Annotated in this window: 12 protein-coding genes; 2 read left to right on the top strand and 10 right to left on the bottom strand. The window is 69.1% G+C overall.

Annotation, left to right across the window (positions count from 1 at the left end; genetic code table 11):
• Nucleotides 1-3: 3 nt before the first annotated feature.
• From G315_RS0112135 to G315_RS0112095, 9 genes are all read right to left on the bottom strand, one after another.
• Nucleotides 4-783, bottom strand: a complete 780-nt coding sequence (locus tag G315_RS0112135) for a beta-ketoacyl synthase chain length factor (RefSeq protein WP_018145359.1) — start codon at nucleotides 781-783, stop codon at nucleotides 4-6.
• Complete coding sequence (locus G315_RS0112130; protein WP_019612594.1) at nucleotides 780-1,967, bottom strand: beta-ketoacyl-ACP synthase; 1,188 nt, start codon at nucleotides 1,965-1,967, stop codon at nucleotides 780-782. Before G315_RS0112130 ends, G315_RS0112135 begins: the two co-directional genes overlap by 4 nt.
• A gap of 67 nt (nucleotides 1,968-2,034) precedes the next feature.
• Nucleotides 2,035-4,446, bottom strand: a complete 2,412-nt coding sequence (locus G315_RS0112125; protein ID WP_019612593.1) for an MMPL family transporter — start codon at nucleotides 4,444-4,446, stop codon at nucleotides 2,035-2,037.
• Between the two features lie 3 nt (nucleotides 4,447-4,449).
• The gene (locus G315_RS0112120) at nucleotides 4,450-4,995 is read right to left on the bottom strand and encodes a LolA-related protein (RefSeq protein WP_018145362.1); all 546 of its coding nucleotides are present in this window, start codon (nucleotides 4,993-4,995) and stop codon (nucleotides 4,450-4,452) included.
• 58 nt (nucleotides 4,996-5,053) lie between these two features.
• Nucleotides 5,054-5,953, bottom strand: a complete 900-nt coding sequence (locus G315_RS0112115) for a lipid A biosynthesis acyltransferase (RefSeq protein WP_018145363.1) — start codon at nucleotides 5,951-5,953, stop codon at nucleotides 5,054-5,056.
• Nucleotides 5,950-6,282, bottom strand: a complete 333-nt coding sequence (locus G315_RS0112110; protein ID WP_018145364.1) for a hypothetical protein — start codon at nucleotides 6,280-6,282, stop codon at nucleotides 5,950-5,952. Before G315_RS0112110 ends, G315_RS0112115 begins: the two co-directional genes overlap by 4 nt.
• 13 nt (nucleotides 6,283-6,295) lie before the next feature.
• Entirely contained in the window at nucleotides 6,296-7,645 is a 1,350-nt protein-coding gene (locus tag G315_RS0112105; protein WP_019612592.1) for an AMP-binding protein, read from the bottom strand.
• Nucleotides 7,642-8,256, bottom strand: a complete 615-nt coding sequence (locus G315_RS0112100) for a hypothetical protein (protein ID WP_018145366.1) — start codon at nucleotides 8,254-8,256, stop codon at nucleotides 7,642-7,644. Before G315_RS0112100 ends, G315_RS0112105 begins: the two co-directional genes overlap by 4 nt.
• Nucleotides 8,253-8,525 (bottom strand): phosphopantetheine-binding protein, encoded by a 273-nt coding sequence (locus G315_RS0112095; RefSeq protein WP_026182088.1) that lies wholly within the window; start codon nucleotides 8,523-8,525, stop codon nucleotides 8,253-8,255. Before G315_RS0112095 ends, G315_RS0112100 begins: the two co-directional genes overlap by 4 nt.
• Nucleotides 8,526-8,745: 220 nt before the next feature.
• Between G315_RS0112095 and G315_RS0112090 the strand changes: the two genes are divergently transcribed.
• A complete protein-coding gene (locus tag G315_RS0112090) occupies nucleotides 8,746-10,059 on the top strand; it encodes an NAD(P)/FAD-dependent oxidoreductase (protein ID WP_019612591.1) in 1,314 nt (437 codons plus the stop codon).
• Nucleotides 10,060-10,069: 10 nt separating this feature from the next.
• Nucleotides 10,070-10,744, top strand: coding sequence for a YdcF family protein (locus G315_RS0112085; RefSeq protein WP_019612590.1), 675 nt, complete (start codon nucleotides 10,070-10,072; stop codon nucleotides 10,742-10,744).
• A gap of 143 nt (nucleotides 10,745-10,887) precedes the next feature.
• Here the strand turns inward: G315_RS0112085 and G315_RS0112075 are convergent, their stop codons facing one another.
• Nucleotides 10,888-13,665, bottom strand: coding sequence for a valine--tRNA ligase (locus G315_RS0112075; RefSeq protein WP_019612589.1), 2,778 nt, complete (start codon nucleotides 13,663-13,665; stop codon nucleotides 10,888-10,890).
• Nucleotides 13,666-13,981: the final 316 nt, after the last annotated feature.

Below are 13,981 nucleotides of genomic sequence, written 5' to 3'. Positions count from 1 at the left end.
TGTTCAGGGCTCGATGCGGATGCTCAGCGACCGGCCCAACGGGGCGGCAAGCGTAACATGGCCGGCCGTGCCCCGGGCCAGTTGCTCCAGCAGCGGCAGGGCACGTGCAGCCGGGTTGCTCTCGCGCAGGGCCTCCAGCTCGTCAGCCACGCAGCGATCTGCGGTGGCGGGTCCCTTGAGGTCCATCTGCAGCCGCCAGGTGGCGCCCTCCACCGGCCCCAGGCGCAGGGCGACCGCGAACGCATGGTGGATCGGGCGCACGCGGATGAATGTCTCCATCGACGGTACGTCGTAGCAGGTGAGCAGCACCTCGCCACCCTCGCACTGTTGCAGCGTCGCGGCCTCCAGCAAGCCGGCGGCCACCGTGGCGTTGTAGCCGGATACGGCGGTCGCCGGGGCGGGGTTGCGGGTGGCGATCGACCAGTTACCGGCCGGGGCGTTGTGCACCGAATTGTGGAACTGGACCGGCGAGACCACCGGCTCCGGCTGGGTGAGCGCGTCGCAGATGCGATCGATGATGTCCATGTCGCCGGAGGACGAGGCGAACACGCTGCGCAGTTGGCTGCGATCGCTGTCGGTCGTGGCCTCTTCCGCCACCTTCAGGGCCAGGCGAATCGTGGTCGTGGTGCGTCGACGCTCGTTGGCGGGGAGCAGCCGCACGGGTGGGATATTGATCGCATCACCCGTCAGAGGCGCCGTGCCGGCGAGGATGGCGCGGGCGGTCTCGAAGTCGTCCAGTCCCGGGCCCAGCAGTCCGACCGCATGCAGACCGATGGTGTTCATTGCGGTGCCTCCAGCAGCAGGCTGCAGTTGTTTCCGCCGAACCCGAAGGCGTTGACCAGGACCCGCCGAACCGGGCGTTCCTCGGTCTCTGCCCGTGCATCCAGGCCCAGTTCCGGGTCCGGGTGTCGCAGCCCGGCGGTGGCCGGTACGAAGCCGCCGGCCAGGCTGGCCAGCGCCTGCGCGACCCCCACCGCGCCCGCGGCCCCGAGGGTGTGCCCGGTCAGGCCCTTGCTGCCCACCGCGCGCGGGTTGCGGCCCAGGCGGTGGATCAGGGCGCGGGCCTCGGAACGGTCGTTGGCCGGGGTCGCAGTGGCATGCATCAGCACGTAGTCGATCTCGTCGCCTTGCCGCCCCGCACGGTCCAGGGCCTGCTGTAGTGCGGTCGCGGCCCCCAGGCCTTGCGGGTGCGGGGCGGACATGTGGTGGGCATCGCTGGATTCGCCGTAACCGGTCAGCCGCGCGCCGTGGGCATTCGCGGAGAGGCGCTCCAGCAGGAAGAAGCCGGCGGCCTCGCCGATGGAGATCCCGGCCCGGTCGCGATCCAGTGGGGTGCAGGGCTGCGCGGCGACCAGCTGCAGGGCGTCGAAGCCGTACAGCGTCATGCCGCACAGGCTGTCGACGCCGCCGACCACGGCGGCGTCGCACAGTCCCGCCGCGATGTGGCGCCGGGCATCGGCAAAGACCTTGGCGCTGGACGAGCAGGCCGTGGAGACCACCATGGCGGGGCCGGACAGGCCGAGGCGGGTGGCCACGAAGTCGGCCAGCGAGAACATGTTCTGGGTGTGCTGGTAGTCGTAGTCCGGTGGCAGGGCCCCGGTCTGCGGGTCACGCCGGTGGTATGCAGCCTCGGTGGCGGCGATCCCGGAAGTGCTGGTGCCCAGCAGTACGGCCACCCGATCGGCCCCGTGGCGCTCCACTGCAGCCGCCACCGCCTCGGCGAAGCCGTCCTGGCGTAATCCCAGTTCGGCCAGCTGGTTGTTGCGACACAGGAACGGGGCCAGGGCGCCATCGAGGGCGATGGCTTCCACACCCGGCACGCGGCCGACGTAGGTGTCCAGGTTGACGCGCTCCAGGTCGCAGGCACGCAGTCCGCTGGTGCCGCTGCGCAGGGCCTCGGCGTTGGCGGCGATCCCGGTGCCGGCGGCACTCGTCAGGGTGTGGGCAGTGATGACCAGGGGGTCCATGGACGGGCGTATCTGCGGGTTGTGGCCGGAGGGCGTTCCGGGTGGATTGGGCCAGTTCGGCGTTGCTTCAGGCAGTTTGTCGGCGGCTGGCCTCGGGGGCCAGCAGGGCCGCTGCGAGGAAGGAAAATACCACGCCCAGCACTACCGTGAGGCCCATGGCCTGCAAGACCGGAAGACTGGAAAGGGCCAACAGACCGAACACCACCAGCGTGGACAGTGCGCATACGCTGACCGAGCGCAGGTTGCGCAGGCGCGCCGCGGCATCCCGCAGCGGGCGGCTGAAGAACACGGCGTAATCCAGGCACAGCCCGGTGATCAGCAGCATCGCGATCAGGTGGAACAGCGACAGCTGGATGCCCAGCAGGATCAGTGTGGCCAGGGTCAGCAGCAACCCGGTGCCGACCGCGGTCAGGATACGCAGGCTGCGTCCCGGCGCCCGGGTGACGACCAGCAGCAGGAGGGCCACCGCGACCATTCCCAGCGCGAGCCGTTGCAGGGCCTCGACGCGAAAGCCGATCACCAGTTCTTCGGAGGCGCGGAAGAAGTCGATGTGGCGGATGCCCACCCCGTCCAGTTCCGGCACGCTGGCCAGAGGCGCGTCTTCGGCCCAGCGGGTCAGGGCATCGGGGTCATGGACGCCCTGCAGGCGCACCCAGGCGATCCAGTCAGTGCCGTCATCGCGGGGCTGGAGCAGGGGTTCCAGGGCATTGCGCAAAGGCCCGTCGGGAAGGCCCTCGGGTTCCAGCAGGTCTTGCTGGCGGGCCGTCTGGATGTCGTTCACGAATGGCTCGAAGGCCCCGTCGCGAAACCCCAGCCCTGCGCTCGCCACCTCCAGGCGTTCGCGCAGGGTATCGGGTTCCGGTAACGCCGCCTGGCGTTCGCGCTGCAGTGCCCGGCTGGGCAGGACGTTCGCGGCATGGCTGAAGCCGTCCAGGGCCCCGGTCTCGCGCAGGGCCTCCAGGCCCGGCGTCAGCGCCTCGCTGCCGCGCAGGGTCTGTTCCGGCGTGTCGCCGCTGACCAGCAGGGCATGGCGGACGTCCGGCAGCCCCAGGGCGCTGCGCAGGTCCTGGTCGAGCGCAACCTGGTCCTCCGGTACCGGGTGCAGGGCGGACAGGCGATCCTCCCAGGGGAAGGGGTCGGCACTCGCGACCACGGCGATCGCGGCCAGGGCCAGCAGGGCGAGGCCCCAGCGCGCGATGGCGGGGGGCTGGGCGAGACCCGTGGGCAGGGGCAGGGGCAGGCGCAGCGGCGGCAGGCCCTCGCGCTGCAATCGGGCGGGGACCAGCGTGGGCAGGATCCAGCGGGTGACCACGGCGGCCACGGCCACGCCAGTCAATACGAACAGCCCGAGCTGGGCCATGCCGGAGAACCCGGTCATTGCCATCAGGGCATACACCAGTACCGTGCTGCCGGCTCCCAGGGCAATGGCGGGCCACAGCTCGCGCGCGACCAGCGGGAGGCGCCCGCCGTCGGCCCGTTCGCCGCCGGACGGTTCACCATCGCCTCGTTGCGCATGGGCGAACAGGTGCAGCGGGTAGTCGAGGGCAATGCCCAGCACGGTGATGCCGAAGGCCAGCGCGATCCCGTGCAGGTGTCCGAAGACCAGCGTAACCACGGCCGCGGCGATCAGGATGCCGCTGGCCAGTGGCACGGCCGCCAGCCAGACCGGGTGCGGATGGCGGAACACCGCCAGCAGCAGGAGGGCCAGCGCGACGCTGGCCCCCGCGGTGATCCAGGTCACCTCGCCGCGGATGGTGGCGCGGGAGTCCACCGCGATCACCGCCGGGCCGGCAATCTGCAGCTGCAGATTCGGTTCGGCGAGGTCGCTGAAGGCCGCGTGCGTGCGTTCGATCAGGGCGGCCTGGGCATCCAGGTCCATGCCGTCGGCCGCGCTGCGCAGCACCAGCAGGGCCCGTCCCCGGTCGGGGGTGACCCAGACGCCTTCGGCGCCGGTCGTCGCCCGGCCACCGCTGGCGGCGAGCTGCTCCAGGACGACCCGGGCCTGTGCGGTGGGGTCACGCGGGATCAGTTCCCGCGGCAGTTCCGGGACGGCGCTGGCGAGGTCGTCGCGGCGGGCCTCCAGGTGTTCACGCAGGCGGTCCTGGCTGAAGTGTTCGGCATCGACCCGGGGGCTTAGCAGGTAGCGATGCTCGATCAGGAAATCCAGCGCTGGGTCGTCGGGGTCGAGGCGGCCGTTGTGGATGCCGGCAACATCGGGGGCACCCTCCAGGGCCGCGACCAGTGCATCGCTGGCTGCCGCCCGCTCGCGGGCCTCGCCACCGGCGATGGCCAGCAGCAGCATGCGTCCGGCGGGGCCGGCCCCGGGGTCCAGGGCGATCCCGTCCGCGCTGACCGGGTCCGGGGCAAAGCCCTGCAGGTCGGTGACCAGTTCGCCGCGCAGGGTCAGCGTCAGCGTGGCCAGGAGCAGGGCGGCCAGCCAGAGCGTCAGGGCAACGCGGGAGGGGTGGCGGCGCAGCAAGGACTAGTCCGCGTACTGTGGCGGTTCGAAACGCATGCGGCTGTGGTGGCCGCCAGCCTCGATGGTGACCAGTTCGTGCAGTTCGCCGTCGGCGCCTTTCAGGGTCAGTTCGGGGACCATGCGGCGCAGGGCGCGATCCTGCGGGACCAGCTCCAGGGTCCAGGCGTCGATGTCCCCCGTGACGTCGATCTCGAAGTCGCTCTCCAGGGTCTCGCGGTCGCCGGTCAGCAGGGCGCGGAACAGTCCGGCCAGGGTGGCCAGGGCAGGCTGTTCGTTCAGGTCGATCTCGCGGCTGGTGCCGCGGCGTTCCAGGGTTAGGGTGTCGCCCTCGATGTGCACGGTCTCGCCACGCGGGCCGTCGACCTGCCGGACGAGGGTGTCGGGGGGATCGAAGGCCAGGGAGCCCGAGCGGGTCTCCGGGAATTCCAGCATCGGGTCGTCGCGGCGCTCCTCGAACGCGAGGGTCGCCGCGCGCTCGGTGGTCAGGGCTTCGAGCAAGGCGCCGAGGGTGTCGTTGGCCAGGGCCGAAACAGGGACGAGCAGGCCCAAGGCCAGGATCAGCGTAATGCCGGACTGGCGGATACGCGGGCCAAAGCCATGGGCTCGCCTATTTGGATGCATCGTCCCAGAAATCATAGAAGTTGAACCAGTTGTAGGGGGCCTCGCGCACCCGCGCCTCGAGGCGGTCGGCGTAGCGCTGTACCCAGTGTGCCAGGGCTGCATCGCGCTGCCCGCGCGGGGCCTCGATGGTCTCGGCGAAGGGTTCAAAGAAGATATCGTAGCGGTTGCCCCCGCGATAGAGCCCGAAGCACAGGATCACCGGGACCTTGAGCACCGCGGCCAGCAGCAGCGGGCCTTGCGGGAACAGCGCAGTGTCGCCGAGGAAGTTGCAGGCGACCATCTTGTCGCTCTCGGCGACGCGGTCGCCCAGCGTCGCGATCAGCTCGCCGCGATCCAGGCACTCGCGGGCCTGGATCAGGGTCTCGGTGCGCCCCAGCGGGATCACCGACGCGGCGACCTCGGGATTCAGCGCCTCCAGGACCTGGGTGATGCTCTGGTTGTGGTCGTTGTACATCAGGACCTTGACCGGGAAATCGTACTTGCCCACCGCCAGTGCGCGCAGGGCCTCGAAGCTGCCCAGGTGCGCGCCCAGCAGGATCGCGCCTTGGCCGCTGTCCACGTGTTCCAGGAAGGTCTCGCGGTTGTGTACGTGGATGTCCAGGCAGGCGTCCTTGCCGGCGAGCAGGAAGACGCGGTCCAGGATCACTGCGGCAAAGCTGTGCAGGTGTCGTGCCAAATCGCCCAGGCGCGGTTCGCGCCCCAGGACGCGGCGCAGGTAGTTGCGACTGTGGCGGCGCGACTGCGGTGCGAACAGCAGGAAGTAGGCCGTGATCGGGTAGAGCAGGGTGCGGCTGGCGCGGCGCCCGAGATTCAGGGCCACCCAGAGGATGATGCGCAGGGCCAGGGGCGAGCCCCGTTCCGCCTGCTGAAACCAGCCGCGGCTCATGCGTCCGCGGTGTCGTGAGTCGTGATCAGTTGGCCGGCACAGAAGGTGACGGGGGCCTCGCCATCCGCCGCGAGTACGCGGAAGGCCTGACGGCCGCCGTGTCCGGGCGGATCGATCTCGACCCGGAATGCCGTCTCGGGTCCCAGGGGTGCAAGGAACTTGACCTGGGGGAGGGCCTCTACCGGCCCGAGACCGTGGGCGTGGGCCACCGCCGCGACCTGGTCGAGGATGACCACGCCGGGCACCACCGGGTGACCGGGGAAGTGCCCGGGAAGGGATGGGTGACCGGCCCCGATGCGGCGAATGGTGGACTGGATGAGGGTCTGCATCAGGGCGGGCGGCTCAGGCGCACTGGCCGTGGTGGGCGAGCAGGTCCAGCAGGATCTGGCGCGGCAGCTTGCCGGTGGCCGAACGCGGCAGGTGCTCCACGCGGACCAGCGGGCGCGGCAGGAACAGCGGGTCCATGCACTCGGCCAGTGCGGCCTGGATTTCGGCCGCGCTGCGATCCGGTGCCACGACCAGGGCGGCCAGCCGGGTCACGCCGTGCGTGTCCTGATCGATGCCCGGCGGAATGAACACCCCGTCGAGCACCCCGGGGATTGCGTTGAGTCGGCGGTTGAGATCGGCCAGGGAGGCGCGTTTGCCGGCGATGTTCAGTTGATCGGCCAGGCGCCCCTCCATGCGGAAGTGGCTGACGTCCCGGACCTCGATGTGGTCCGGAAGCGGGACCGCTTCGGGGTGCTGGGGTCCCTGGACGCGCGCGAGGCCGTCGTCATTGCGGTGCAGTTGCACCCCGGGGTAGGCCGTCCAGTCGGATTCACGGGTGGTGCGGCGGGTCGCAATGGCGCCGGCCTCGGTGCAACCGTAGATCTCGTCCAGGCGGCAGCCGAACACCCGTTCGGCCTGGCCGGCCGTTTCCGGGTCCAGGGGCGCGGTCGCGCAGAGGATGCGTTCCGGGGTCGGCCACTCCAGCCCCGCACGCAGGCAGGCGCTCAGATGAAAAGGTGTGGTGACCAGAACGGCCGGGGTGCAGTCCGCCAGTGCGGCACGGATGTCCTCGGGGTAGAACGGGCGTCCGGCGAGCAGGGTGGCGTGCCCCAGCAGGGCGTACAGGAGCGTGGACTCCAGGCCGTACATGTGCTGCGGTGGGACCGTGCCGATCAGGGTCGGTCCGGAGCCATCCACCAGATCGAAGCATTCCAGCGCCTGCCAGGTGACAGCATGCAGGGCCTCCCAGCTCCGCGCATGGGCCGTGGGGGTGCCGGTGCTGCCGGAGGAGAAGGCCAGAACGGCGGTCTGGTCGGCGGGGATCTCGGGGATCGCCCCGGTGGCCTCGCCTGCTTCGCCGCGGGCGGACACCCGCAGGATCGGGATTGCGATCTCGGCATCCGGGCCGTCGACCAGGGCAGGCGCGTCCGGGTATTGGCTAGCGATCTCGGCCAGGGTGGTGCTCCCGCGGTTCGGGGGCAGCAGATTGACCTGGCCGCGCAGCAGAATGGCGGCAAAGGCGACCGCGAAGTGGTAGCGGTCCTGGCACAGGTTGAAGGCCGCCTGCGCCTGCGGCAGGCGTGCGGCCAGCGCCTGCGCGTCGGCGAGGAAGGCGGCGCGCGAGATCGCCCGATCGCCGATGCGCGCCAGCGGGGCGGGCGTGTCGGCGATCAGTGGTCGAGTGACCTGCGGGGTATCTGTCACGGGTGCCTCAGCATCCGGTGGTGATCGACCCGCGCCAGCTCCATCAGATAGGCCAGGAAGCCGTTGTGCGGCTCGTCGCGCAGGAGCCAGCGGCGCAGCGGATACTCCAGCAGGAACAGGCCGGCCAGCAAAAGGTAGTTGATCCCGTTGGCAAACAGGGCCCAGGTGGTGGCGGTGGCGAACAGCGCCAGCCAGGCGGACACGATTGCCAGTCCGGCACACAGCAGGGCCCAGGTAATGGTGAGGTTGCGCGTGTAGCGGTGCACCGCGGGGGTGTCGGAGGCCCCCATGGCCAGGGCATAGCGCGTGATCAGCGGGGTGGAGTCGCTGCGTAGCGAACGCGCGAACAGAAGCGACAAGAGCCCCATGATTAGCACCGGCAAAGCATACAGCAGCCAGGTGGCCATCCCGCCGAGGAGCAACAGGCTTATGCCCACGGCCAGGCTCGCGGCCAGCACGCCACGTCCGGTGGTGGCCAGCGAGGCCCATGCAGCCACCAGGATCAGGGTGGCCAGGATCGCCAGCGGCACTAGCGGGATCTCGAGGGTCACGCCGAGGACGACCGCGACCGGATAACTCAGGGCCACGCAGGCGGCGAGTGGGGTGTTCACGACGTGGCTCGGTTGGCCTCGATATGGGCGCTCAGCGCCCGCAAGGACGCGAAGATCTCGCGGTTGTTTTCGTCGTCCGAGCGGATCTGGACGCCGTAGGCGCGGGAGATGGCCAGGGCCAGCTCCAGGGCATCGATGGAATCCAGCCCCAGTCCTTCACGGAACAGCGCATCTTCCGGCTCGATTTCCTCCGGCGCGACCTCCTCCAGATTAAGGCTGTCCACGATCAGTTGGGCGACTTCCTGTTCGAACGCTGTTTGTGATGGCACGTGTTCCCCCGGTGCAGTGTTATGCGCATTTTGTGATCGCCTCCGAACTTGCCGTTCGCGCGAGGGTCACCCTGCTGTGGGCGCCGATGATACCCACACCCGAGGGGCCGTGGTACCCTCGCGACCAGACCGGGTCGCCTTTCTGGGGTTGCGGGCGGGCAAGCGGAGACGTGATTTGAGACAACCGGGACAGGAAGCCGTAACCGACGGGCGCTGCCAGGTGGTGGTGATCGGAGGAGGCCCCGCCGGCTCCACGGTGGCCTCCCGACTGGCGCAGAAGGGGCGCGACGTGGTGCTGCTGGAAAAGGCCCGGCATCCACGCTTCCACATCGGCGAATCCCTGCTGCCGATGAATGTGCCGTTGTTCGAGGAACTGGGCGTGGCCGAGGCCATCGCGGCAATCGGCATCCCCAAGCACGGGGCCGAGTTCACCATCCCCGAGGCGCCCGACGCGCCGCGAACCTATTACTTCGAGCGTGCCCTGAATGACGACACACCCGCGTCGGCATGCGAGGTGCGGCGTTCGGAGTTCGACCACCTGCTGCTGGAAAACAGCGCCCGCCTGGGTGTGCGGGTGCTGGAAGAGGTCACCGTCTTCGATGTCGCCCTGGCCGATCCCGCCAAGGGCGGGACCCAGCAGGTCACCGCGCGCGATGCATCCGGCAACACGCTGGAATTCGAGGCCGATTTCGTGGTCGACGCCTCCGGTCGCGATACCTTCCTGGCGCGCCGTCTGGACCTGAAGGCGCGCAACCCGGAACACAACAGCGCCGCGATCTTCGGGCACTTCAACAACGTGCCGCGGCGTGCCGGGCGCGATGCCGGCAACATCAGTATCTACTGGTTCCAGCACGGCTGGATCTGGATGATCCCGTTGCGCGACGGGGCGATGAGCGTGGGCGCGGTTTGTTTTCCCGAATACCTGAAGACGCGCAAGACCAAGCCCGAGACGTTCCTGTGGGACACGCTGAAGCTCTGCCCGCCGGCCTTCGAACGCATGCAGGGCGCGGAGCTGGCCGGCCCGGTCAACGCCACCGGCAATTTCTCCTACCGCTCCAGTCAGGCCCACGGCCCGGGTTATCTGCTGGTCGGCGATGCGTTCACCTTTGTCGACCCGGTGTTCTCCAGCGGGGTCTATATCGCGATGTCGGGGGGCTTCCGCGCCGCCGATGCGGTGGATCGCTGCCTGGAGCATCCGGCGCGCTCCGCACGCTATCTGCGTGCCTTTGAGCGCGACGTGCGCCGTGGCGTCCGCCGTTTCTCCTGGTTGATCTATCGTTTCAACAGCCCGGTGATGCGCAAGCTGTTCATGGGGCCGCGCAATACCTTCGGCATGGAGCAGGCGGTGATCTCGCTGCTGGCCGGCGATGTCTACCGCAACACCCGTGTGCAGTGGTCCCTGCGTGCCTTCAAGACGGTGTACTACGTGCAGATGGCGCTGAACCTGCCGCGGGCGCTGGCCTTCTGGGCGCGGCGCCGGCGCAACGCGCGGCTGCACTTCACCGGCGGCACCACGCCCGAAGACGAGGCCTGAGAAGGCTCCCGTGGGCGAGGTGCGCGTCGGACTGGGTCGCATCGGGCCGGACGGCCTGGCGACCTTTGCGCTGTCGAATCTGATCATCCTGGCCACCGGCGGCTTGTCCTGGCTGGCGCTGTGGCTCTACACCGTGCATTGGTCGCGGCGGCGGCGCTGCCCCGGGCGCGGGGACTGCATCCTGGTGCTGGGGCAGCAGCTGGAGTCGGGGGCGCCCAGTCCGGGCTACCGCCTGCGCCTGCTGCGCGCCGTGCGTCTGGCGCGCCGGAACCCCGATGCCCGGATCCTGGTGCTGGGCGGGCAGACCTCCGTCGGGGCTCCCAGCGAGGCCGCCGCGGGCGCGGCCTTTCTGCAACACCACGGGATTGCGGCGACGCGCATCCGTACCGAAGACGCCTCGCGGCATACGCTGGAGAATCTGCGCAATGCGCGCGATCTGCTGACGGCGACGCCGGCGGCCGGTGATGCGCCCCTGGTGCTGGTGACCAGTCGCTTTCATCTCGCCCGGGCGGTTGCCATCGCGCGCGGCATGGGATTGCGCGTCTGCCCCTGTCCGGCGGAGCCGGGCTCCACCGTATCGGCGGCGCGACTGGCGCGCGAATGCTGGATGCTGCACTGGTACCACACCGGCCGCACCCTGGCGCGCCTGATCCGCCACCGGGGCATGCTCGAACGGATCAGCTGATGTTCTTCAAGCGCGAAGCGCACGAAGACACGAAGGCGGGCAAGAGCGATCAGCGTCTTGTTAGACCCGCGAGCCAAGACCCTTCCCGTCTCCCGTAAATGCTTTTCCGGTCTTCTGCGTGTGCTTTGTGGTGAACAGCGCCCTCACATCGTGCGGATCCGTTCGCGCTGGGCGGCCAGCTGGTCGCGGGTGGCGTGCATCTCGGCGACGCGGTCGCGCTCCTTCTGCACCACGTCGGCTGGGGCGCGGTCGACGAAGCTCGCGTTGGAAAGCCGCTGCTCGCTCTGTTCGAGGTTCTTGTCGAGCTTGCCGATCTCCTTGTCCAGGCGCGCGAGCTCGGCGTCCTTGTCGATCAGCCCGGCCAGCGGAATCAGCAGCTGCATGTCGTCGACCAGGGCCATCGCCGATTCCGGGGCCTCGTCGGCCGTGTCCAGCCAGGTGACGCTCTCGGGCTTGGCGAGGAACTCCAGCAGGCCGCGGTGGCGGGTGTAGCGCTCTTGGTCGGCGTTGGTCCAGTTCTTTACCAGCACCGGCAGCGGCTTGGCGGGGGCGATGTCCATCTCCGCGCGGATGCGGCGCAGCCCGGTGATGAAGTCCTTCACCCAGTCGAGCTCGGCCGTGGCGGTCGCGTCACGCGGGAAGCCGTCGCGGCCGGGCCAGGGGCGCTGCACCAGGAATTCGATGTCATCCGTGATGCCGGCATGCGGTTTCACGTTGGTCCAGATGGCCTCGGTGATGAACGGGGTCACCGGGTGCAGCAGGCGCAGCAGGGCCTCCAGCACGGTGACCAGGGTATTGCGCGTGGCGCGCTTGACCGCCTCCGGCGTGGCGTCGTCGTTCAGCACCGGCTTGGTCAGCTCCAGGTACCAGTCGCAGTAGTCGTGCCAGGTGAACTCGTAGAGCGTCTGCGCGGCGAGGTCGAAGCGGTAGGCATCGAGCTGCTGCGTGGCGGTCGCGGCGGTGGCGGCCAGGCGGTCGAGGATCCAGCGATCTGCCAGCGTGCGGTGCTCCGCGGTATCGGCCGCGGCCGAGCAGTCGTGGCCCTCGACGTTCATCAGCACGAAGCGCGAGGCGTTCCACAGCTTGTTGCAGAAGTTGCGGTAGCCCTCGATGCGGCCGAGGTCGAACTTGATGTCGCGCCCGGTGGTGGCGAGTGCCGCCAGGGTAAAGCGCAGGGCATCGGTGCCGAAGGCGGGGAAGCCGTCGGGGAAGGCCTTGCGCGTGGCCTTCTCGATCTTCTTCGCCATCTGCGGCTGCATCAGGCCGCGCGTGCGCTTGGCCACCAGGTCGTCGGCGCTGATGCCGTCAATGAGATCGATCGGGTCGATCACGTTGCCCTTGGACTTGGACATCTTCTGGCCTTCCGAGTCGCGGATCAGGCCGGTGACGTAGACCTCGCGGAAGGGCACATCCCCCATGAAGTGCTCGCCCATCATGATCATGCGGGCGACCCAGAAAAAGATGATGTCGAAGCCGGTGACCAGCACGCTGGTCGGGTAGAAATCCTTCAGTTCCTGCGTCTGCTCCGGCCAGCCGAGCGTGGAGAACGGCCATAGCGCGGAGCTGAACCAGGTGTCGAGAACGTCCTCGTCCTGTTCCAGGGTCACGTCCGTGCCCAGGCCGTGCTTCTCGCGCACTTCGGCCTCGTCGCGGCCCACATACACGTTGCCATCCGCGTCGTACCAGGCCGGGATGCGGTGACCCCACCAGATCTGGCGTGAGATGCACCAGTCCTCGATGTTGCGCATCCATTCGAAGTAGGTCTTCGACCAGTTTTCCGGCACGAAGCGGATGCGGCCGTCTTCCACCGCCTTGATCGCCGGTTCGGCCAGCGGGCTGGCCTTCACGTACCACTGGTCGGTCAGGTAGGGCTCGACCACGGTGCCGGAACGGTCCCCGCGCGGGACCATCAGCTTGTGGTCGTCAATCTTTTCGAGCAGTCCTTCCGTATCCAGGTCGTCGAGGACCTTTTGCCGTGCCTCATAGCGGTCAAGGCCCCGGTAGGCCTCGGGCACGTTGTCGTTCAGGCAGGCGTCGATGGTCAGGATGTTGATCACCGGCAGGTCGTGGCGCTGTCCCATCGCGTAGTCGTTGAAGTCGTGCGCCGGGGTGATCTTCACGCAGCCGGAGCCGAACTCGGCCTCGACGTAATCGTCGGCGATGATCGGGATCTCGCGCCCGACCAGCGGCAGCCGGATGGTCTTGCCGATCAGGTGCTGGTAGCGCTCGTCCTCCGGATGCACCGCGACGGCGGTGTCGCCGAGCATGGTCTCCGGGCGGGTGGTCGCGACGGTCAGGTGCCCGGAGCCGTCGGCCAGCGGGTAGCGGAAGTGCCACAGGTGGCCGGCCTCTTCCTCCGACAGCACCTCGAGATCGGACAGCGCGGTGTGCAGCACCGGGTCCCAGTTGACCAGGCGCTTGCCGCGATAGATCAGGCCCTCCTCATGCAGGCGCACGAAGACCTCGCGCACCGCGTCGGACAGCCCGTCGTCCATGGTGAAGCGCTCGCGCGACCAGTCCATGGAATCGCCCAGGCGGCGCATCTGGCGGGTGATGGTGCCGCCAGATTCGGCCTTCCAGTCCCAGACTGCCTCGAGGAATTTCTCGCGCCCGAGGTCGTGGCGGCCCTTGCCGTCGGCGGCCAGCTGGCGTTCGACGACCATCTGGGTGGCGATCCCGGCGTGGTCGGTGCCGCCCTGCCACAGCGTGCGGTCGCCGTGCATCCGCCGGTAGCGGATGAGTGTGTCCATCAGGGTGTGCTGGAAGGCATGCCCCATGTGCAGGGTGCCGGTCACGTTCGGTGGCGGCAGCAGGATGCAGTAGTTGGCCTCGCCCGTCGCCGGCGGCGCGAAGACGTTCGCGCCCTCCCAGCGGTCGTACTGGGTCTGTTCGATGCTTTTCGGGTCGAAGCTCTTGTCCATGATCGCGCGCGCGCTCGGGTCGGAATGTGGGGAAAGCCGCGCATTATAACGGCGCGGCGCGCTGGCCGCCCGGGGGATATGCCGTTGGCCGGCTGTCTGCCGTGCAGGCTGGCCCTGGTTCGTCATCCGGTGTTTACGGTGGCTCCGGGCTGCCGCCTGCCTTGTTGTGGCTGGTCCCGGTTCGTCGTTGGGTGTTTACAGTGGCTTCGGTCCGCATACTGCCAGGCGCTCTCTCGCGAGCGCACCGCGAGGTACTTCTTTGCTCGTGCAAAGAAGTACCCAAGAAACACGCCCGACTGCCGCGACCCCGGCCCGC

Origin of the sequence: Thioalkalivibrio sp. AKL7 (genome assembly GCF_000381705.1) — a bacterium.
GTDB lineage: Bacteria > Pseudomonadota > Gammaproteobacteria > Ectothiorhodospirales > Ectothiorhodospiraceae > Thioalkalivibrio > Thioalkalivibrio versutus.
This window is presented reverse-complemented; position numbering and strand designations above follow the sequence as displayed.

Coding starts and splice junctions, on each gene's coding strand:
- G315_RS0112075 (WP_019612589.1), bottom strand. CDS start 13,665: ATGGACAAGAGCTTCGACCCGAAAAGCATCGAACAGACCCAGTACGAC.
- G315_RS0112135 (WP_018145359.1), bottom strand. CDS start 783: ATGAACACCATCGGTCTGCATGCGGTCGGACTGCTGGGCCCGGGACTG.
- G315_RS0112130 (WP_019612594.1), bottom strand. CDS start 1,967: ATGGACCCCCTGGTCATCACTGCCCACACCCTGACGAGTGCCGCCGGC.
- G315_RS0112110 (WP_018145364.1), bottom strand. CDS start 6,282: ATGCAGACCCTCATCCAGTCCACCATTCGCCGCATCGGGGCCGGTCAC.
- G315_RS0112115 (WP_018145363.1), bottom strand. CDS start 5,953: ATGAGCCGCGGCTGGTTTCAGCAGGCGGAACGGGGCTCGCCCCTGGCC.